This window comes from Marinobacter suaedae (assembly GCF_030519635.1).
GTDB lineage: Bacteria > Pseudomonadota > Gammaproteobacteria > Pseudomonadales > Oleiphilaceae > Marinobacter > Marinobacter suaedae.
This window is the reverse complement of record NZ_JAUMIS010000002.1, coordinates 1388264-1407746: the sequence shown is the minus strand read 5'-3', so window position 1 is coordinate 1407746 and position 19483 is coordinate 1388264. Positions and strand designations below refer to the sequence as shown.

Genomic DNA, 19483 nt, shown 5'->3' with positions numbered 1-19483 from the left:
CGAAGGTATCTCGAAAATATAATCGTGAACAACAGCCTGAAAGGCTTGAGAACTCACACGAAGGAGTTGGGGAAATGTTTGAACTTGTAGATAACGTCCAGCAAAGCGCTGTGATAAAAGTCGTGGGTGTAGGCGGCGGTGGTGGAAACGCCGTGCGTCACATGCTCAATAGCGACGTGGAAGGCGTTGAGTTTATCTGCGCCAATACCGATGCCCAGGCCCTGACCGACCTGGACGCCCGCCAGATTATTCAGTTGGGCGGCAACATCACCAAGGGCTTGGGCGCGGGTGCGAACCCGGAAGTCGGCCGTCAGTCAGCGCTGGAAGACCGGGACCGTATCGCCGAATCCCTGAACGGTGCGGATATGGTGTTCATCACCGCCGGCATGGGCGGTGGTACTGGTACCGGCGCTGCGCCGATCGTGGCGGATGTCGCCCGGGAACTGGGCATCCTGACGGTCGCCGTGGTCACCAAGCCGTTCATGTTTGAAGGCGGCAAGCGTATGAGCGTGGCCGAGTCCGGGTTGAAGGAATTGGAAGAAAATGTCGATTCCCTGATCACCATCCCGAACGAAAAACTGCTGGCGGTCATGGGCAAGAAAACCAGTCTGCTGGACGCGTTCGCCGCCGCCAACGACGTGCTGCTGGGCGCTGTTCAGGGCATTGCCGATCTGATTACCCGAAACGGTATGATCAACGTCGACTTTGCCGACGTGAAAACCGTGATGTCCGAGATGGGCATGGCCATGATGGGTACCGGTCGGGCGACTGGCGAAAACCGCGCTCGTGAGGCTGCTGAAGCCGCTGTTCGAAGCCCGCTGCTGGAAGACATCAACCTGCAGGGTGCCAAAGGTATTCTGGTCAACATCACTGCCGGTATGGATCTTAACCTGGGCGAGTTCTCCGAGGTTGGTGACATTGTTCGCGAGTTTGCTTCTGATGCAGCGACGGTGGTTGTCGGTACCGTGATCGATCCGGAAATGACCGAGGAGCTGAAGGTGACCGTGGTTGCCACCGGTCTGGGTGGCGAGCGCGAGAAGCCGACCAAGGTGGTGGACAATACTCGCAGCCTGGATGGCAAGACCGACTACAACCAACTGGATCGTCCGGCTGTTCTCCGTCGCCGTGCGGCTTCTCAGGGAAATGTGGCCATTGACCAGAGCAAGGAAAGCGAAGAGCAGGGAGTCGACTATCTCGATATTCCCGCATTCCTCCGTCGGCAGGCAGACTGATAGCTTGTGAGGAAGAATCCCTGAGAGGGCCCAGATAAGGGAGTAGGGCCTTCAGGCAGGGTAACGCGCTGATTACCAAGCGTTGGCTTATTGTAAAGTTGACGCAAAGCCAAATTGGTCAAATGGTGTTCAGTTTCGCTTTCTGGTATTCTTCGAGCCGAATAATTGCTTTGAATACCGAATTTTTGTGACGGAATGATGAATCGATGATCAAACAACGGACACTTAAAAACACGATCCGTGCCACCGGTGTAGGACTGCATTCCGGGGAAAAGGTATACCTGACCCTGAAGCCTGCACCCGTTGACACGGGTATCATCTTCCGCAGGACCGACCTCGAGCCAGCGGCCGAGATCCGTGCCTGTGCGGAAAATGTGGGTGAGACCACGCTGTCCACGACGCTGGTAAAAGACGGTGTCCGGGTGGCGACGGTAGAGCATCTGTTGTCCGCTATGGCTGGTCTCGGCATCGATAACTGCTTTGTGGAACTCAGCGCCGCTGAAGTGCCGATTATGGATGGCTCCGCCGGACCTTTCGTATTCCTGCTTCAGTCTGCCGGCATTGCCGAGCAGGACGCTGCCAAGCGGTTTATTCGCATCAAGCGTGAAGTGACCATCGAAGAAGGTGACAAGAAGGCGACTTTCCTTCCGTTCGACGGATTTAAAGTCAGCTTCGGCATCGATTTCGATCACCCCGTTTTCAAGGGGCGGGCACAGACCGCTACCGTCGATTTCTCAAGTACTTCGTTTGTGAAGGAAGTGAGTCGCGCTCGGACCTTTGGTTTTATGCGGGACATCGAGAAGTTGCGGGCAATGAACCTGGCTCTGGGTGGAAGTGTTGACAACGCCATCGTGGTTGACGACTACAAGATCCTTAACGAAGACGGTCTTCGTTACGACGACGAGTTCGTCAAGCACAAAGTGTTGGATGCAATCGGCGATCTGTACCTGTTGGGCAACAGCCTGATCGGTGAGTTCCGTGGCATCAAGTCCGGTCACGACCTGAACAACAAGCTGCTGCGTAAGCTGCGGGCAGAAGAAGATGCATGGGAAGTGGTGACCTTCGATGACGAAGCGACCGCGCCTATCTCTTACATGAAGCCCGTGTTGGCCGCTCCGGCTTGAGATAAAGTGTTTCAGTCACGAACGTGACTAGCGAGTTTTTCGAGAACCTCGCGTAGTTTTTTATCCTTCGTGTGCCCGGCCTCCTCTTTGAGGAGCCGGGCATTTTCTTTGCTCAAAGGCTCCTTTTTGTGCGCTGGACGTTCGCTAAAACGTGGGGGTGCCACCTTCACCTTGAGCTTCCAGACGTACTGGAACAATTCGTTCGCGCGTACCTTTTCCATTATTTCATGCTGGCGGAACCGGATTCGGGATGCTTTACTGGCATTCTCTGCCGATAAAATCAGTTCGCCTTCATGGCAACTGACGAATCGTGTGCCTTGGGCCAGTTCTGGCGGAATGGCTTCCAGAACTTGAGATTCAGCCTGGCGATGAAGTTCTGCTTTCTTTAAAAGTTCGTTGAGGCCGGGCGCTCCGCTGAGGCTGTCGATGCCCGTTTTTTGAGCGTTTTTTCGCGACATGTAGGCGTTTCTCTCGCGGATCCATTAACGTTTGGTTACACTTTAGGCACGGTTTGTGCGTAGTCCCTAGTTTAGACTTCTTTTACTTTCAGGGTAACTTAACAGCTGTACCCGGGTGCGTGCCTTTTGGCGCAACGCTTTGTCATGGATGGCAAGCCCCGTGGATAGTTCCCGAGCGCAACAGCATGGACAGGAGGTTGCAGCTCAATGACAGATTCAAATGATGATATGAACATAATTCTTGTTGGCAAGCACCACGGGAGGTCCCGTGTGTTGACACTAAACGGCATGCTGATTGTCGGCATGGTAGTGCTGGTGTCGGCGTTGATTGGTGCTGCCGGCTGGGCCGGGTACCAGTTTGCTCTGAACCAGGCGAGTGCGTTGGCTGCGAATCCGTCCGGGTTGGTTGCGCACTGGGAAGCGCGGTTGGACGAGCAGCAGGTCGAACTGGCTGAAGTTGAGCAGGCGGCCCAGCAGCAGATTGATGCGCTGACCCTTCGCCTCGGCGAGATGCAGGGGCGCCTGTTGCGTCTGGATGCACTCGGTCAACGATTTGTGGAATCCGGACTGGTCGCCAGTGAGGAGTTCAGTTTCGGTGAGCCCGCCGCCGTAGGTGGTCCGGAAGATTCGGGCGATAAGGAGTCGTTTTCTGCGCCTGATCTGATGTCCATGATTGGACGACTGGAAAACCTGATCGAAGACCGGGAAAAGCAGTTGCGCTTGCTGGACAAGCTGGCCTCACGGCAAAAACTCGATGAAGAGATGTACGTCGAGGGTCGGCCGATCACCTGGGGTTGGTTGTCGTCCAAATATGGCTACCGATCGGATCCCTTTACCGGAAAGCGGACCTGGCACGATGGCGTGGATTTAGCCGGCAAAGATGGCAGTGACATCATCTCTGTCGCCGGCGGTGTCGTGACCTGGGCGGGCGAACGTTATGGTTATGGGAACCTCGTTGAGATAGATCATGGCGATGGCCTGGTGACCCGTTACGGCCACTGCAAGGAAGTCGTCGTTAACAAGGGGGATGTGGTTCAGAAAGGTCAGGTTGTTGCCCTGATGGGTAGTACAGGCCGATCAACCGGTCCCCATGTTCATTTCGAAGTTCTGCACAACGGTCGCTCCAAAGATCCGGTCAAATATATCGCCCGCTCCAGCAAGTGATGCGGGCGATATCGCATCTGTTCGTTTCCTTGTTTTGAACTTCACTCCGTCGGTCGGACTTGCGTCCGCACCGTCGGATTCTGCGCATTCGTCGTCTGGCACTCGCCTCGTTAAACAGGGTCGTCTTTTTTCCTGTTACGAAATAAGGTTAGAATGCCGGCTCCCCCGTTAAACCAAAGAAGCAGTGGTATATGTTCACAAAGCTTGCAACAAAGATGTTCGGCAGTAAAAACTCACGAGAGATCAAGCGGATGCGTAAAGATGTCTTGCGCATCAATGAGCTTGAAGAACAGCTGGGTAATTTGTCCGACACCGAGTTGCAAGGAAAGACCGCTGAGTTCCGTCGTCGACTGGACGAAGGCGAGACACTGGACGCCCTTCTGCCAGAGGCGTTTGCGACTGCTCGAGAGGCCAGCCGCCGGGTTATGGGGATGCGCCATTACGATGTCCAGCTGATCGGTGGTATGACCCTGCACGAAGGCCGGATTGCGGAAATGAAGACCGGTGAAGGTAAAACACTGGTGGCGACCGCGGCGGTGTACCTGAACGCGTTGTCCGGTAAGGGCGTGCATGTTGTTACAGTGAACGATTACCTGGCCCGCCGGGATGCCGAGTGGATGGGCAAACTCTACCGCTTCCTGGGTATGCAGGTGGGCGTTGTGGTTTCGGGCCAATCTTCCGAAGAAAAGCGCGCGGCCTACCAGGCTGACATCACCTACGGTACCAACAACGAATTCGGCTTCGACTACCTGCGCGACAACATGGCGTTCAGTAGCGAAGATAAGGTCCAGCGAGGCCTGAACTTTGCCATCGTCGATGAGGTGGACTCCATCCTCATCGACGAGGCTCGGACCCCATTGATTATTTCCGGTGCGGCCGAAGACAGCTCCAAGCTGTACAAGTCCATTAACACCTTGATTCCGCTTCTTGATAAAGGCGAAATTTCCGAAGAAGGCGAGGCCAGCGGTGATTTCACCCTCGATGAGAAAGCCCGCCAGGTGGAGCTGACCGAGTCCGGTCACGAAAAAGTAGAGCAGCTGCTGCTCGAAAAGGAACTGCTTGCTGAAGGAGAAAGCCTTTACTCCGCTTCGAACCTGAGCCTGCTCCATCACGTGCACTCGGCACTCCGGGCCCATCACCTGTTCCAGAAAGATGTGGATTACATCGTTCAGGGCGGACAGGTTGTTATCGTCGATGAGCACACCGGCCGGACCATGCCGGGCCGTCGCTGGAGTGAAGGGCTGCACCAGGCGATCGAAGCCAAAGAGGGGGTCAACATCCAGGCCGAGAGCCAGACCCTGGCTTCAACAACCTTCCAGAATTACTTCCGTCTGTACAACAAGCTTGCCGGCATGACCGGTACAGCCGATACCGAAGCGTTCGAATTCCGCCAGATTTACGGCCTGGATGTGGTGGTGATTCCGCCCAACAAGCCGATCCAGCGGATTGATTACAATGACCTTATCTACCTGACCCAGGAAGAGAAGTTCCACGCGATCATTGATGAGATCAAGGACGTAACGGCCGAAGGTCGTCCCATCCTGGTAGGTACGGCCTCCATCGAAGCGTCCGAATTGTTGTCCATGCTCCTGAAAAAGGCCCGCATTGACCACAAGATCCTGAACGCCAAACAGCACGAGTCTGAGGCGCTCATTATTGCCCAGGCGGGCCGTCCCGGTGCCGTGACCATTGCCACCAATATGGCGGGCCGGGGTACTGATATTGTGTTGGGCGGTAACTGGGAATACGAAGTGGCGGCCCTGGACGATCCGTCCGAAGAACAGGTCGCGCGCATGAAAGCCGAGTGGACCGAGCGTCACAATCAGGTGCTGGAAGCCGGTGGTCTGCACATCATCGGTACCGAGCGTCACGAATCTCGCCGGATCGATAACCAGTTGCGCGGTCGTGCCGGTCGTCAGGGCGATCCCGGTTCTTCCCGTTTCTTCCTGTCACTGGAAGATAACCTGATGCGGATCTTTGCGCCTGAGCGGGTCAAGAACCTGATGCAGGCCATGGGTATGAAGAAGGGCGAGGCCATCGAGCATCGCATGGTCACCAATGCCATTGAAAAATCCCAGCGCAAGGTTGAAGGACGCAACTTCGACATGCGTAAGACCCTGCTTGAATACGATGACGTAGCCAACGACCAGCGGACCGTTATCTACGAGCAGCGCAACGAAGTCATGTCCTCGGAAGACGTCTCCGATATGGTCGACGTTGTTCGCGCAGACGTGGTCGATTCACTGATCAGCGAATACATTCCGCCCCAGAGCATGGCAGAGCAGTGGGATGTCGCTGGTCTGGAGGCGCAGTTGCAGTCCGAGCTGGCAATCGAGCTGCCGGTTCAGAAGTGGCTGGACGAAGACAGCAAGCTCCACGAAGAGACCCTGCGCCAGAAAATCCTCGACGAAATCGTCGCGGCCTATAAGGCGAAGGAAGAGATTGCCGGCGCTGAAGCCATGCGCAAGTTTGAGAAGCAGGTTTTCCTGCAGGTGCTGGATACGCTCTGGAAAGAGCACCTGTCCAACATGGACCATCTGCGCCGCGGTATTCACCTGCGTGGCTACGCCCAAAAGAATCCGAAACAGGAATACAAACGCGAGGCGTTCAACCTGTTTCAGGAAATGCTTGAGGCAATGAAGCGTGATGTGGCCCGGATCCTGTGTCACGTGCGTGTTCAGAGCCAGGAAGAAATGGAAGCGGTAGAGCGTCGCCGTAAAGAGGCTCTTGAGAACGAGTTGGCAAAAGCAAAATTGCGCCACGACGAAACCAGTGCGGCACAAAGCCAGGCCCAGGGTGACGACTCTGGTGAAGGTTCGGCACAACCGGCTACGCCGGAAACGTTCGTGCGTGAGGGGCGTAAAGTGGGCCGGAACGAACCGTGCCCTTGCGGCTCCGGTAAGAAATACAAGCAGTGCCATGGCAAGGTCAGCTGATCGCCGGCACTGACTCGGAGGTTCAAGCCCGCACCCTGATGTTATCAGGCTGCGGGTTTTTCCGTTTTACATCGTCTGGTTTGGGATTGTCAGAGGAGAGAGACAATGGCAGTAGGCCCCGGAGAGTTGCCTGAATTTTTACCGGTAAAAGGCGTGCGTCTGGGTGTTGCCAGCGCGGGTATCAAGACCCCCGGCCGTAAGGATCTGGTGGTGTTTGAACTGGCGCCTGGTAGCAGGACGGCCGGTATTTTCACTCAGAACGCATTTTGCGCAGCGCCGGTTACCCTGAGCCGGGAGAATCTGGCCGCGAAACCGCCACGGTACCTGCTGATCAACACTGGTAATGCCAACGCGGGAACGGGGGCTCAGGGTATGGCCGACGCCAGAACTTGTTGTGAGGCCCTGGCAAAGTCAGCCGGGGTTAGTCCTGAAGAGGTTTTGCCGTTTTCAACGGGCGTGATTGGCGAGCCTCTGCCGGTCGAACGGATTACAGGTGCCATCCCTCAGGCGCTCGCCGGCGTGGATGAGAATCACTGGCGAGAGGCAGCCGCCGGGATTATGACCACCGATACCCGGCCCAAGGGGGCTACCCGTAAAATTGATCTGGATGGCCACACAGTCACTATCTCGGGCATCAGCAAAGGGGCAGGGATGATCCGTCCCAACATGGCGACCATGCTTGGTTTTATCGCCACCGATGCGAAGATTGAGCCCGGCTTGCTACGCACGCTGGCGTCGGAGCTGGGGGAGAGCTCCTTTAACCGGATCACCATTGACGGTGACACTTCGACCAACGATTGCTGCATGCTGGTCGCCAGCGGGCACTACTCCGGCCCAGAGATTACGGCGGACAGTCCAGCTTTGCACAATCTTCGTGACGCGCTCTGGGCGGTCTATCTGGAACTGGCCCATGCCATCGTTCGAGATGGCGAGGGCGCCAGCAAGTTTGTCACCATCGACGTACAGGGGGCGAAAGCTTCCCAGGAAGCCCTGGATGTGGCGTACACCGTTGCTCATTCCCCGCTGGTCAAAACCGCGCTGTTTGCTTCGGATCCGAACTGGGGGCGGGTTCTCGCCGCGGTCGGTCGTGCCGGAGTGCCTGATCTCGACCTGAACGCCCTGGAGATATTCCTCGGAGACGTCTGCCTGGTTCGAAATGGCGGTCGTGCAGTGGATTATTCGGAAGCGCGTGGTCAGGCGGTCATGGATCAGGAAGAAATCACCATCACCATCGATCTCAAGCGCGGACAGGTCAATGAGACTGTATGGACCTGCGACCTGTCCCACGATTACGTCACCATTAATGCGGAGTACCGAACCTGACCATGGCCGACGTCACCAAAGCCAGGAAGGAAGTCCACGTCGCGGTTGCTGTGATCGAGCGGCAAGGTCGGGTGCTGATTGCCCGGCGTCCGGATCACACCCATCAGGGTGGTTTGCTGGAGTTTCCCGGGGGCAAGGTTGAGGCGGGCGAGACCGTTCAGCAGGCATTGGTGAGGGAGATTGCCGAGGAAACCGGTTTGTCGGTGCCTGAGGCTTCGCTGGAGCCGGTCATCGGTATTCGCCACGACTATGGCGATAAACAGGTTTTTCTGGATGTCTGGCGTACGAGCGAGGCTGAGGGCGAGCCAGAGGGGCGGGAAGGGCAGCCCATCGAGTGGCTCCGGCCTGAAGACTTTCGTGATGAAGAGTTTCCCGCAGCGAACCGACCGATTATCCGGGCTGTTCGTCTGCCTCGCCAGTTGGCGATCAGTGGTTCCATTGAGGCTAATGGTGACAGCGCCGGAAAGCTTTGCCGTGCCTTAGAGCGCAAACGACCGGACCTACTGGTCCTGAGAGCACCGGAGCTTGATGTACAGCGGTATCGGAAACTGTTGGGTGGCGTGTTGTTGTCATGCCAGTCTGCCGGTGCCGGCCTGATCGTCCATGGTGCCCCGGACCGTTTTGAGGCTCTGCCTGGCATCGCTGGCCTGCATCTTCCCTGGCGCCAGGCCAGGGTGTTGGATGCGCGGCCGGTGCCATCCGGCGTGTGGCTTGGGGTGTCCTGCCACACCGCTGAGGAGATTGCGCACGCGGAAACCCTGGGGGCGGACTATGTCACCCTTGGCCCGGTTCTGCCCACACCCAGTCATCCCGAAGCCCCGGGGATCGGGTGGTTGGCATTTGAGGAGATGGCTCAGCGCGCCAGGGTGCCGGTTTATGCACTGGGCGGCCTGAGCGCTTCTGATGTGCCCAAGGCGACAGAGAGAGGTGGTCAGGGAATAGCGGGAATCCGTTTCTGGTGTTCGGAAGATTGACCAGGTAGGGGCCTGACAACCGGGTGCCTGCCATACTGTGAGTAAGCGTTTTCAACATAAATGAGGGATCGATGTGAGCAAGTTGACTCATCTGGATGACAAGGGCGAGGCCAGAATGGTGGACGTCACAGACAAGGCTGTGACCGAGCGTGAGGCGAGGGCCGAGGCGACCATTCGCATGGCCCCGGAGACGCTGACCATGATCGTCGAGGGCGAGCATCCCAAGGGCGATGTGCTCGCGGTCGCCCGGATCGCCGGCATCATGGCGGCCAAGAAAACACACGATCTGATTCCGCTGTGCCACTCGCTGAACCTGACCTCCGTGAAGGTTGAATTAACCCCCGGCGACGATGGCGCGTCCGTTCATGTGCTCACCCGTTGCAAGCTGGCCGGGCAAACCGGGGTTGAGATGGAGGCGCTGACTGCCGCGAGTGTCGCCGCGCTGACGCTGTATGATATGTGTAAGGCGGTGGATCGGGGCATGGAAATCGGTCAGGTCCGGTTACTGGAGAAAAAAGGCGGCCGCAGTGGCCATTGGATTGCTCAGGGATAATCTGTTCACCGCCAGTTAACGTAAGCTCCGGACATTTCTGGGCGTCTGGTCTGTCCATTCTGGTAGGGCTACGCCATGGGAGGGGTGCGTGTTAGAATGCGCGCCCGATTGACTGAACCACGAGGAACGACTGTGGCTGTTCGTTACATCCAGACTTGCCGGTTGCCAACCCCGTTCGGGGTGTTCGACATGCACGGTTTCGAGGAGCCGGGCACGGGCAAAGAGCACGTGGCCCTGACCCTGGGAGAGCTGGATGGCGATGAACCGATGCTGGCGCGAACCCACTCGGAGTGCCTGACTGGTGATGCGCTTTACAGCATGCGTTGCGACTGTGGTTATCAGCTGGAAGAAGCGTTGCGCAGTATTGCGCGGGAAGGTCGTGGCATTCTCCTGTACCTTCGCCAGGAAGGCCGCGGTATCGGCCTGCTGAACAAGATTCGTGCTTACCACCTTCAGGATCAGGGAGCTGATACGGTTGAGGCCAACGAGCAACTGGGCTTTTCTGCGGATCTTCGGGACTACAGCATGTGCAAGGATATGCTGGAGCATCTGGGTATCAAAAGCCTGCGGCTGATGACCAACAATCCGCGCAAAGTGAAGGCCCTGAGCTCATACGGGATTACCATCGCGGAGCGGGTGCCCCTGCATGTCGGCCAGAATCCCCATAACGAAGGCTATCTGGCGACCAAGCAAAACAAGCTTGGGCACTGGCTCGATACCCATCAGGACGACGACCCTGAAGACTGACGGAGCTTGCCCGGCGGATACGAAAAAAGCCCACCAAACGGTGGGCTTTTGATTGTCAGTTCGTCGGGCTCTGAACCCTCTACTTCACCACTTTCAGGCTCTGGTGCTGTAGCCGTTCCATCCGCTCGGCAATAGCCTTGCGGATGCCCTTGGCATCCAGTCCGCAGTCACTCAGCAGTTCACCGTGCTTACCGTGGTCGATGAATACGTCAGGCAGGCCCAGTTGCAAAACCGGCATCACCACTTCCTGGCTGTTGAGGAATTCGGTGACCGCACTGCCCGCGCCGCCGGCAATGGTGTTCTCTTCCAGTGTCACCAGCAGCTCATGCTGTTCTGCCAGCTCAAGCACCATCGCTTCATCCAGGGGTTTCACGAAGCGCATATCCGCCACGGTGGCGTCTAATGCTTCGGCCGCTTCCAGTGCCGATGACAGCAGGGTGCCGAAATTCAGGATTGCAATGCCTGAGCCTTCCCGTACGGTGCGCCCTTTTCCTATCGGAAACCCGGAGAGCGCCTGCTCGATCGTTGCGCCGGGGCCAGTGCCTCGCGGGTAACGCACGGCGGCGGGGCCGTTGTAGACCAGCCCGGTGTGCAGCAGCTGCCGGGTCTCATTCTCATCCGACGGTGTCATGATCACCATGTTCGGAATGCAACGCAGATAACTGATGTCGAAGGCGCCAGCATGGGTGGGGCCGTCTTCACCGACCAGGCCAGCCCGGTCAATGGCAAACAGAACATCCAGGTCCTGGATGGCGACATCGTGCACGAGCTGATCGTAGCCCCGTTGCAGGAAGGTGGAGTAAATCGCCACGACTGGTTTTGCACCATCACAGGCCAGGCCAGCAGCCAGGGTCACTGAATGCTGTTCAGCGATGGCGACATCGAAATAGCGATCCGGGAAACGCTTCGAGAATTCGAGCAGATCCGAACCCTCACACATGGCCGGGGTAATGCCGGCTACCCGATCATCCTGCTCCGCCGCGTCACACAGCCACTGGCCAAACACGTTGGCGTATTTGGGGCGTGCAGGCTGGGCGGGAACCGGTTCCGGTTTGCTGGGGGGAACCGGTTCAATCTTGTTGATCGCGTGGTAACCAATGGGATCGGCTTCCGCCGGGGCAAAGCCTTTGCCTTTGGTGGTGACCACGTGCAGGAATTGCGGGCCGTCCAGTTCCCGGATGTTCTCCAGGGTTTCTACCAACAGGGGCAGATCGTGGCCATCGATGGGGCCGATGTAATTGAACCCCAGTTCTTCAAACAGAGTGCTGGGAGCAATCATGCCCTTGAAGTGTTCTTCGGTCTTCCTGGCCAGGGCCATCAGGTGCGGTGTGCTCTGCAGCACCTTCTTGCTGCTGTCACGCATCTGGTTGTAGGTCCGGCTGGCAAGCAGCTTGGCGAAGTAGTTGGACAGGCCGCCTACATTGTGGGAGATCGACATGTCGTTGTCGTTCAGTACCACCAGCATGTCGGCGTGCAGGTGACCGGCGTGATTGAGGGCTTCAAAGGCCATGCCGGCGGTCATTGCGCCATCACCAATCACTGCGATGCTCTTGCGCCCGGTGTTCTGCATGCGGGCCGCAATGGCCATGCCCAGGGCTGCGCTGATGGAGGTGCTGGAGTGTCCCACACCGAAGGTATCGTATTCGCTCTCGCCCCGTTTGGGGAAACCGGCCAGTCCGCCCTTTCGACGGATGGTATCCATCTGTTCGCGGCGACCGGTGAGGATTTTGTGGGGGTAGGCCTGATGACCCACGTCCCAGACCAACCGGTCTTCGGGGGTGTTGAAGACGTAGTGCAGTGCAACGGTCAGTTCCAGTACACCGAGGCCAGCGCCAAAATGGCCACCGGTCTGTCCGACTGACCACAGTAGGAAGGCCCGAAGCTCTCTGGCGAGCTGGGTGAGCTGCTCAGCCGGCAAGTCGCGAAGCTGGGCCGGTGAATCGATCCGGTTCAGCAACGGGGTATTGGGCCGCTGAGAGGGGATTTCCTTGAAGGTGTAGGTTTCCTGCATCTGCTCGGGTCTATTCCAGAGTATTCGGCAACAGGATGGCATTATAAGGGAACAGGTCGGGCTGTTTCACACTTATCGGGCCAGTCACTGCTACTTTGTCATCGTTGAGTGTGCGCTTTTTGGGCGCCCCTGATCAATGGGTCCTTGCCACTATGTAATTGGCCATGGCCCTCAGCGGATCAGCTTCGGGGCCGAAATCCCGCAGGCTGTTCAGTGCGTGGTTCAGTAACGCGTCGAGATGCTCGCGGGCACCTTCAATGCCAAGCAGCGCGGGGTAGGTGGGTTTGTCTCGCGCCATATCGGAGCCCTGAGGCTTGCCGATGATTTCAGTGTCGCCTTCGATATCCAGCAAATCGTCCTGAACCTGGAACGCCAGGCCAAGTGCCTTGGCGTACTCGGTCAGTGAGGCCTGCTCTGCGTCCGAAACCGAGCCGCTCGACAGCGCTCCAAGGATAACACTTGCTTCGATCAGTGCGCCGGTCTTGTGCCGGTGCATGGTTTCCAGCTGGCTGAGTGTCAGCTTTTGTCCGACCGATTCCAGGTCAATGGCCTGTCCTCCGACCATGCCTTTGTGCCCGCTTGCCCGGGCCAGTTCGCGAACCATCGCGAGCCTGGTCTCGGCATCAAAGCTTCCAGTCTCTGTCAGCCAGCTGAAAGCCAGGGTTTGCAGGGCATCGCCCGCCAGAATGGCGGTGGCCTCATCGAAGGCAATATGGGTGGTTGGCCGGCCCCGGCGCAGGTCATCATCGTCCATGGCGGGTAGATCGTCATGGATCAGTGAGTACGCGTGGATGAGTTCCAGGGCGCAGGCCGGCACCAGGGCGTTATCGCCCGTGTGTCCAACGGCGCTGGCGGCACCCAGGCACAGGGCTGGGCGAATACGTTTGCCGCCACCAAGCACGCTGTATCGCATGGCTTCCTGGAGCCGGTTGGAGGCGCTGCTGCGCTCGATGCAGCGATCCAGTTCTTCGTCGACACGGGCTTGGCAGGCATCGAGGAAATCCAGCCCCGAGTGTTTCCCTTTGCTCATTGGCTGTTGTCGTCCGGGCTGAAGGGACGGGTCTCAAGCGACCCATCGCTGTTTTGCACCAGCTGTTCCACCCGCTGTTCGGCGGACTTGAGGGCTTGCTGGCATTGCCGCGTCAGCTTCACGCCGCGTTCGAACGCCGCCAGTGACTGCTCCAGCGACAGCTCGCCCTGCTCCAGATCCCGGACCAGCTTTTCCAGCTCATCGAGGGATTTTTCGAAATCGGCGATGGTGGTGGCGTTTTGTTCTTCAGCCATCGGGGTCTCCGGGAGGATGTCAGAAAGTGGATATGAGAATTGGGCGGATTATATCAGAGCGCTACGGTTATCGCTGCCAGTGGAAGTGACGGCATTCCAGGGGGTGTGCCTGCGGGCCCCAGGATTGTTCGCTGACGGTCATGTGCCCGGCGGACGACAGGGTGATAATCGTGGTACAGCGGGTGCCATAGGTGTCGCCCTCGATGAACGGTGAGGAGAGAAAACGTTCGGTGTCCAGCCCGACACCCGTGTCGGGTAGGAGGTGATCGGGCGCCGGGGTGGTGTCCTGCAGTAGTCGGCGCAGTTGGCTGTGCAGTTCGTCGGCGTCCGGGGACGCCGAGGTGACGAGAGTGCCGACGGCTTCCCGCAGGCGCAGGAGTTTCGGCCAGGGCGTTTGAAGCAGGTGATTACTCAGGCCATAGACACCCCGGTGGACGGAGCGGCCCGGGTGCGCATCCCGATTGCTGTAGTACCAGCCGGACTGATCGGTCAGCCGAATCAGGTTGAAGCCGGCGTATTGGTCGGTGGCGCTTGAGAGTTCTGAGTGGAATTCGGCTGGCGGCTCCGCCAGTGCCCGGAGCGGCAGCTCGCCCCGACTTCTTAGCCCGCGCTCGGGCGAACCATCCCGCACGTTAGTGACTGCGCTGACCGTACCATCCCTGGTGATCGCCAGCCAGGTGCCGCCGGCCTCCAGGTCGCGGCCCGAGAGCACGGCGATGTCGTTGTCCGTCGTCCACCAATCCATCGGGGCGGTCGGGCGGCGGAAAAACTCGTCCCGGTTGGCGGCGACCACCAGTGGAAAGTGGGGGTTCTGGTGAAGGGCAAACGCGATCAGACACATGCTGCTGGTCGGTACTCCCGGAAGTAATGAAGTTGGCGGTTGCGGTGTGTATCATACCAGCCTTGTTTTCTTGGGGTAGGGATACGCCGATGAGTCTGTTGTACGTAGTAGTTTCCTATCTGGCGCTTGGGGCTTTGGCGGGCACTCTGGCGGGGTTGTTTGGTATTGGCGGTGGCCTGATCATCGTACCGGTGCTGATTTTCAGCTTCGGAATTCAGGGGGTGAGTCCGGAGGTGGCGGCGCATCTCGCCGTGGGTACGTCGCTGGCCACCATTGTGTTTACCTCGATCAGCTCGGTGCGTTCACACCACAGCCGTGGCGCTGTCCGGTGGGATGTATTTCGCCCGATGGCGGTCGGCATTGTCATTGGCGCTATCCTGGGTGCCTGGACAGCGTCCCTGCTCAGTGGCCCAGTGCTGGAAATGGTCATTGGGGTGTTTGTCATCCTCGTGGCCATCAAGATGCTGCTGGGGGCCGAGCCGAAACCAGGGCGAGATGTGCCCGGTAACGCCGGGCTGGCCACGGCTGGCGGTGGAATCGGCTGGGCGTCCGCCATCTTTGGCATCGGTGGCGGCACCTTGACCGTTCCTTTCCTGAACTGGTGCAACGTGCGGATGCAGAGCGCGGTTGGCACCTCGGCCGCGTGTGGTTTGCCTATCGCCGTAGCCGGTGCGCTGAGTAATATCGGGACGGGCTGGAACAATGCCGCGCTGCCGGAATACAGTCTGGGCTTTATTTACCTGCCGGCGATGCTGGGCATTATCGCGACGAGTGTGCTGTTCGCCAAAGTAGGTGCGTCGCTGGCTCACCGGCTGGACGCGATGTTGCTCAAGCGCATCTTTGCGGTATTTCTTTTACTGGTCGGGCTTCGTTTTCTTCTGAGTTGAGAGGTTGTTGATGCTGCAGCATCCGCAGATTGACCCGGTGGCCATTGCCATTGGTCCGTTCAAAATACACTGGTATGGCCTGACCTATCTGGTCGGTTTTGTCGTGGGCTGGTGGCTTGGCCGTCTGCGTACCCGCAAGCCCTGGTCGCCCATCAATGAAGAGCAGATGGGTGACTTGCTCTTCTATATTGCCCTTGGCGTTATCCTTGGTGGCCGCTTTGGCTATGTGATTTTCTATAACTTCGATGCTTTCCTGGCGGACCCGCTCTGGCTGTTCCGGGTGTGGGAAGGGGGCATGTCGTTCCACGGTGGCCTGCTCGGCGTGATGCTGGCTATGTGGTGGTATGGTCGCAAGGTCGGTGCCGGGTTCTGGCGCATTGCCGATTTCGTAGCGCCTCTGGTGCCGGTCGGTCTGGGTGCCGGTCGGATTGGAAACTTTATAAACGGTGAGCTGTGGGGCAAGGCCACAGACGTGCCCTGGGGCATGGTGTTCCGCACCGCGCCGGACAGCCTGGCCCGTCATCCGTCCCAGCTTTACCAGTTTGCCCTTGAAGGTGTGGCCCTGTTCGTCATTCTCTGGTGGTTCTCGGCCAAACCGAGACCGCGGATGGCGGTGTCGGGGGCATTCCTGATTTTTTACGGGGTATTCCGGTTTATGGTGGAGTTCGTTCGCCAGCCGGATCCGCAGCTCGGATACCTCGCCTTTGACTGGCTTACCATGGGGCAGGTGTTGTCCACGCCGATGATTATCGCGGGTATTGCCCTGATGTTGATTGCTTACCGGAGACATGCTGAATGAAGGCCTATCTCGATTTGATGCAGGACGTTGTTGATAATGGGTTTGATAAGGGTGACCGCACCGGAGTAGGCACCCGTTCGGTGTTCGGACGCCAGATCCGTTTCAACCTGCAGGAAGGCTTCCCGCTGGTGACCACCAAGAAGGTGCACCTCCGCAGCATCATCTACGAACTGCTGTGGTTCCTGAAAGGTTCCACCGACAACAACTGGCTCAAAGAGCGCAAGGTATCCATCTGGAACGAGTGGGCACTGGAAGATGGCGACCTGGGCCCGATCTACGGGAAGCAGTGGCGCAGCTGGCAATGCCCGGATGGCCGAGTAGTGGATCAGATCAGCGAAGTCATTGAGCAAATCCGGACCAAGCCCAATTCCCGCCGACTGATCGTGTCCGCCTGGAATCCGGCCGAATTGCCGGATGAAGCCATCAGCCCGCAGGACAACGTCCGAGAAGGCCGTATGGCGTTGGCTCCCTGCCATTGCCTGTTCCAGTTCTACGTGACCGACGGCAAGCTGTCCTGCCAGCTCTATCAGCGCAGCGCCGACCTGTTCCTGGGCGTGCCGTTCAACATTGCCTCCTATGCCTTGCTGACCCACATGATTGCCCAGCAGTGCGATCTGGATGTGGGCGAGTTTGTCCACACCTTCGGCGATTGTCACCTGTACCAGAACCACCTGACCGACGACATCGTGTTCGAGCAGCTCAAGCGTGAGCCGCGGGCTCTGCCGAAACTGGTGATCAAGCGCAAGCCGGAGTCCATCTTCGATTACGAACTGGAAGACTTCGAGTTCGAGGGATATGACCCTCATCCGGTGATCAAGGCGCCGATCGCGATTTAAGCCTGGGCAGGCTTTTACATCACTTTGATCGCGAGTGGCAGGTAGCGCTGTTCGAAACTGTGCGGAGCCAGGGATGGCGTAGCTCAAGCGTCACAAGGATGTGTTCGAGCGTGTTTCGAGCAGCGCTATCTGGTGCTCGCTAATTCGAAAGCAAGAGGTTTTGAAATGAGGAAAGCCCTCATCGTTGCTATGTCCCAGAACCGGGTCATCGGCCGCAACAACAAGCTGCCCTGGTATCTCCCGGGTGATCTGCGCTACTTCAAACAGGCTACCATGGGTAAGCCGATCATCATGGGGCGCAAGACCTGGGATTCCATTGGTCGACCCTTGCCCGGCCGTATGAACCTGATCATTACGCGCCAGGATGACTGGCCGGCACCGGCAGGAACTGTGCGTGTGGCGTCGCTGGAAGAGGCGCTGTTGAAAGCCGGTGCTCAGGCCCAACTGGATGGCGTGGATGAAGTGATGATTATTGGAGGAGGGCAGATTTATGCCGAAGCTCTGCCTCAGGTGGACCGGATGTACATCACCCAGGTGCACGCGGATGTTGAAGGGGATGCGTTCTTCCCGGAAGTGAACTGGGATGGCTGGGAGGAAATCGGACGGGAGGATTTCTCCGCGTCCGACAACAATCCCTACGACTACAGCTTCGTCGTTTACCAGCGTCGGTCTTAGGCCTTACGAGGCGGGCGCTTGCCCGCCGGCTTGCCGCTTCGACTGCCTCCCTTCCCGGGCGGCTTTCCACGCCCGCCATCACGTCCCTGGCCTCTGGGGCCGCCCTTTTTGAAACCACCCTTGCGGCGATCACCACCCGGACGTCCGCCTTTACCGTCCCGACGGGGCGGCTTGCTGGATACCACCGGCAGTGCTTCGGGTTGCTCCAGTGGCAGGGAGCCTGGCTGAGCTGTTTCCATCCAGCAGGCCAGTGCGCCAGCCACCATGGCCATGTCCATGTTGTTACGCTCGGCAATGTCGTCCATCAGAGCAATGGCCTTGGCCAGCTTGGCGTCTTCGGCAAAACCCATCAGCTGGGTTTCGAACTGCTGCTCGCGCATTTCCAGAAGTTCTTTGGGCGATGGCAGTTCATAGCTCTGCATGGGCGAGTTGGTGGCTCGCTCCAGGGTCCTCAGCCAGCTGCGCTCCCGCGGGGTGACCAGCAGAATGGCTTTGCCGGTTCGACCGGCACGGCCGGTACGTCCAACGCGGTGGATGTAGGCCTCGGTATCGTAAGGCACGTCGTAGTTGATAACGTGGGTGATCCGGGGTACATCGAGGCCACGGGCTGCCACATCGGTGGCGATAATGATGTCTTTTTTGCCCCGCTTGAGATCTTCGACGGTCTGTTCACGCTGGCGTTGGTTCAGATCGCCATTGAGCGGTGCGACGCCGTGACCCCGTGCCGACAGCTTTTCAGCCAGCAGCGTGGTTTCCGCCTTGGTGCGGACAAAGATGATGGACGCGTCGAACGGCTCCACTTCCAGAATCCGGGTAAGGGCGTCCAGCTTCCGCTCGGCGTAGACCGGCAGCACGTACTGCGCAATGCGCTCGACGGTGCGGGTTTCGCTTTCAATTTTTACTTCAGTGGCATCCCGCAGGTAGGTCTGGGCCACTTTCTTGATCGGCGGCGGCATGGTTGCTGAGAACAGCGCCCGCTGACAGTTATCCGGTGTTTTCGCGAGGATGGCCTCAACGTCATCAATGAAGCCCATTCGAAGCATCTCGTCAGCTTCGTCCAGCACCAGCGCCTTGAGCTTGTCCAGCTTGAGAGTGCCCTTGCGCAGGTGATCCAGCATCCGGCCCGGCGTGCCCACGATAACCTGGGCGCCACGCTTCAGGCCGCGGATCTGGGGCTGGAAGTCCTGGCCACCGTAAATGGGCAGAACGTGGAACTGGCTGAACTTGCTGGCATAGGTGGTGAAGGCTTCTGCTACCTGAATGGCCAGTTCCCGTGTGGGGGCCAGGACCAGCAACTGGGGATCACGGCTCGTGGCGTCAATGCGGCTGAGCAGTGGCAGGGCGAACGCGGCGGTTTTTCCGGTGCCGGTCTGGGCGACGCCCAGGAGATGGTTGCCGGCCAGCAACGCTGGAATGGATTGAGCCTGAATGGGCGAAGGCTTTTCGTAGCCCACTTCGGTTACGGCTTCAAGCACTGCCGGGTCAAGACCCAGCTCGGCGAAGGAAATATCTGACATTGATTCACTCGGAATTCGGAAGGGTAACGCATTGACAGGCAATGCATGGCGTGAACGAAGTATAGTCGCTTTAGCGCTGGTTTGATATGTGAGGAAGCCGGTGCACTGTAGGTAGTTGCCGG

Annotated in this window: 18 protein-coding genes; 12 read left to right on the top strand and 6 right to left on the bottom strand. The window is 58.4% G+C overall.

What is annotated here, in order from left to right; genetic code table 11:
- The first annotated feature begins 74 nt into the window (after positions 1 to 74).
- Positions 75 to 1232 carry a cell division protein FtsZ gene (ftsZ, locus tag QVZ43_RS15315; protein WP_223792698.1) on the top strand — a complete coding sequence of 386 codons (1158 nt, stop codon included), beginning with the start codon at positions 75 to 77 and terminating at the stop codon, positions 1230 to 1232.
- Between the two features lie 206 nt (positions 1233 to 1438).
- Positions 1439 to 2356 carry a UDP-3-O-acyl-N-acetylglucosamine deacetylase gene (gene lpxC, locus QVZ43_RS15310; RefSeq protein WP_223792699.1) on the top strand — a complete coding sequence of 306 codons (918 nt, stop codon included), beginning with the start codon at positions 1439 to 1441 and terminating at the stop codon, positions 2354 to 2356.
- An 11-nt stretch (positions 2357 to 2367) separates the two neighbouring features.
- On the opposite strand, the gene QVZ43_RS15305 is transcribed toward lpxC, so the two are convergent.
- Positions 2368 to 2814 (bottom strand): DUF721 domain-containing protein, encoded by a 447-nt coding sequence (locus QVZ43_RS15305; RefSeq protein ID WP_223792700.1) that lies wholly within the window; start codon positions 2812 to 2814, stop codon positions 2368 to 2370.
- Positions 2815 to 3042: 228 nt separating this feature from the next.
- Here QVZ43_RS15305 and QVZ43_RS15300 point away from each other — a divergent pair, with 228 nt between their 5' ends.
- From QVZ43_RS15300 to ribA, 6 genes are all read left to right on the top strand, one after another.
- Positions 3043 to 3978, top strand: a complete 936-nt coding sequence (locus QVZ43_RS15300; protein ID WP_302910673.1) for a M23 family metallopeptidase — start codon at positions 3043 to 3045, stop codon at positions 3976 to 3978.
- 191 nt (positions 3979 to 4169) lie between these two features.
- Positions 4170 to 6914 (top strand): preprotein translocase subunit SecA, encoded by a 2745-nt coding sequence (gene secA, locus QVZ43_RS15295; RefSeq protein ID WP_302910616.1) that lies wholly within the window; start codon positions 4170 to 4172, stop codon positions 6912 to 6914.
- A 105-nt stretch (positions 6915 to 7019) separates the two neighbouring features.
- Positions 7020 to 8237: a bifunctional glutamate N-acetyltransferase/amino-acid acetyltransferase ArgJ gene (gene argJ / locus QVZ43_RS15290; RefSeq protein ID WP_302910615.1), complete on the top strand. Its 1218-nt coding sequence runs from the start codon at positions 7020 to 7022 to the stop codon at positions 8235 to 8237.
- A gap of 2 nt (positions 8238 to 8239) precedes the next feature.
- Complete coding sequence (locus tag QVZ43_RS15285; RefSeq protein ID WP_302910614.1) at positions 8240 to 9211, top strand: Nudix family hydrolase; 972 nt, start codon at positions 8240 to 8242, stop codon at positions 9209 to 9211.
- A 73-nt stretch (positions 9212 to 9284) separates the two neighbouring features.
- On the top strand, positions 9285 to 9764 hold the full coding sequence (gene moaC / locus QVZ43_RS15280; RefSeq protein ID WP_302910613.1) for a cyclic pyranopterin monophosphate synthase MoaC: 480 nt from the start codon (positions 9285 to 9287) through the stop codon (positions 9762 to 9764).
- 132 nt (positions 9765 to 9896) lie between these two features.
- Positions 9897 to 10511, top strand: a complete 615-nt coding sequence (ribA, locus tag QVZ43_RS15275; RefSeq protein ID WP_302910612.1) for a GTP cyclohydrolase II — start codon at positions 9897 to 9899, stop codon at positions 10509 to 10511.
- Positions 10512 to 10590: 79 nt separating this feature from the next.
- Here ribA and dxs read toward each other — a convergent pair whose 3' ends face one another.
- From dxs to QVZ43_RS15255, 4 genes are all read right to left on the bottom strand, one after another.
- Entirely contained in the window at positions 10591 to 12522 is a 1932-nt protein-coding gene (dxs, locus tag QVZ43_RS15270; protein WP_302910611.1) for a 1-deoxy-D-xylulose-5-phosphate synthase, read from the bottom strand.
- A gap of 133 nt (positions 12523 to 12655) precedes the next feature.
- On the bottom strand, positions 12656 to 13552 hold the full coding sequence (locus QVZ43_RS15265) for a polyprenyl synthetase family protein (protein ID WP_302910610.1): 897 nt from the start codon (positions 13550 to 13552) through the stop codon (positions 12656 to 12658).
- Positions 13549 to 13806, bottom strand: a complete 258-nt coding sequence (locus tag QVZ43_RS15260) for an exodeoxyribonuclease VII small subunit (protein WP_223792709.1) — start codon at positions 13804 to 13806, stop codon at positions 13549 to 13551. The genes QVZ43_RS15265 and QVZ43_RS15260 overlap by 4 nt, the downstream gene beginning before the upstream one ends.
- A gap of 67 nt (positions 13807 to 13873) precedes the next feature.
- Complete coding sequence (locus QVZ43_RS15255; protein WP_302910609.1) at positions 13874 to 14647, bottom strand: NRDE family protein; 774 nt, start codon at positions 14645 to 14647, stop codon at positions 13874 to 13876.
- An 89-nt stretch (positions 14648 to 14736) separates the two neighbouring features.
- Between QVZ43_RS15255 and QVZ43_RS15250 the strand changes: the two genes are divergently transcribed.
- From QVZ43_RS15250 to QVZ43_RS15235, 4 genes are all read left to right on the top strand, one after another.
- On the top strand, positions 14737 to 15534 hold the full coding sequence (locus tag QVZ43_RS15250; RefSeq protein WP_223792711.1) for a sulfite exporter TauE/SafE family protein: 798 nt from the start codon (positions 14737 to 14739) through the stop codon (positions 15532 to 15534).
- Between the two features lie 10 nt (positions 15535 to 15544).
- Positions 15545 to 16333, top strand: coding sequence for a prolipoprotein diacylglyceryl transferase (gene lgt, locus QVZ43_RS15245; RefSeq protein WP_302910608.1), 789 nt, complete (start codon positions 15545 to 15547; stop codon positions 16331 to 16333).
- The gene (locus tag QVZ43_RS15240; RefSeq protein ID WP_302910607.1) at positions 16330 to 17169 is read left to right on the top strand and encodes a thymidylate synthase; all 840 of its coding nucleotides are present in this window, start codon (positions 16330 to 16332) and stop codon (positions 17167 to 17169) included. Before lgt ends, QVZ43_RS15240 begins: the two co-directional genes overlap by 4 nt.
- Before the next feature lie 165 nt (positions 17170 to 17334).
- Complete coding sequence (locus tag QVZ43_RS15235; RefSeq protein ID WP_302910606.1) at positions 17335 to 17844, top strand: dihydrofolate reductase; 510 nt, start codon at positions 17335 to 17337, stop codon at positions 17842 to 17844.
- Here QVZ43_RS15235 and QVZ43_RS15230 read toward each other — a convergent pair.
- The gene (locus tag QVZ43_RS15230) at positions 17841 to 19361 is read right to left on the bottom strand and encodes a DEAD/DEAH box helicase (RefSeq protein ID WP_223792715.1); all 1521 of its coding nucleotides are present in this window, start codon (positions 19359 to 19361) and stop codon (positions 17841 to 17843) included. The two genes, QVZ43_RS15235 and QVZ43_RS15230, sit on opposite strands and share 4 nt — an antisense overlap.
- Between the last annotated feature and the right edge of the window lie 122 nt (positions 19362 to 19483).

Bases quoted from the DNA above. Each gene is read 5' to 3' on its own strand.
- ftsZ (WP_223792698.1), top strand. From the start codon at position 75: ATGTTTGAACTTGTAGATAACGTCCAGCAAAGCGCTGTGATAAAAGTC.
- lpxC (WP_223792699.1), top strand. From the start codon at position 1,439: ATGATCAAACAACGGACACTTAAAAACACGATCCGTGCCACCGGTGTA.
- QVZ43_RS15305 (WP_223792700.1), bottom strand. From the start codon at position 2,814: ATGTCGCGAAAAAACGCTCAAAAAACGGGCATCGACAGCCTCAGCGGA.
- QVZ43_RS15300 (WP_302910673.1), top strand. From the start codon at position 3,043: ATGAACATAATTCTTGTTGGCAAGCACCACGGGAGGTCCCGTGTGTTG.
- secA (WP_302910616.1), top strand. From the start codon at position 4,170: ATGTTCACAAAGCTTGCAACAAAGATGTTCGGCAGTAAAAACTCACGA.
- argJ (WP_302910615.1), top strand. From the start codon at position 7,020: ATGGCAGTAGGCCCCGGAGAGTTGCCTGAATTTTTACCGGTAAAAGGC.
- QVZ43_RS15285 (WP_302910614.1), top strand. From the start codon at position 8,240: ATGGCCGACGTCACCAAAGCCAGGAAGGAAGTCCACGTCGCGGTTGCT.
- dxs (WP_302910611.1), bottom strand. From the start codon at position 12,522: ATGCAGGAAACCTACACCTTCAAGGAAATCCCCTCTCAGCGGCCCAAT.
- QVZ43_RS15265 (WP_302910610.1), bottom strand. From the start codon at position 13,552: ATGAGCAAAGGGAAACACTCGGGGCTGGATTTCCTCGATGCCTGCCAA.
- QVZ43_RS15260 (WP_223792709.1), bottom strand. From the start codon at position 13,806: ATGGCTGAAGAACAAAACGCCACCACCATCGCCGATTTCGAAAAATCC.
- QVZ43_RS15255 (WP_302910609.1), bottom strand. From the start codon at position 14,647: ATGTGTCTGATCGCGTTTGCCCTTCACCAGAACCCCCACTTTCCACTG.
- QVZ43_RS15250 (WP_223792711.1), top strand. From the start codon at position 14,737: ATGAGTCTGTTGTACGTAGTAGTTTCCTATCTGGCGCTTGGGGCTTTG.
- lgt (WP_302910608.1), top strand. From the start codon at position 15,545: ATGCTGCAGCATCCGCAGATTGACCCGGTGGCCATTGCCATTGGTCCG.
- QVZ43_RS15240 (WP_302910607.1), top strand. From the start codon at position 16,330: ATGAAGGCCTATCTCGATTTGATGCAGGACGTTGTTGATAATGGGTTT.
- QVZ43_RS15235 (WP_302910606.1), top strand. From the start codon at position 17,335: ATGAGGAAAGCCCTCATCGTTGCTATGTCCCAGAACCGGGTCATCGGC.
- QVZ43_RS15230 (WP_223792715.1), bottom strand. From the start codon at position 19,361: ATGTCAGATATTTCCTTCGCCGAGCTGGGTCTTGACCCGGCAGTGCTT.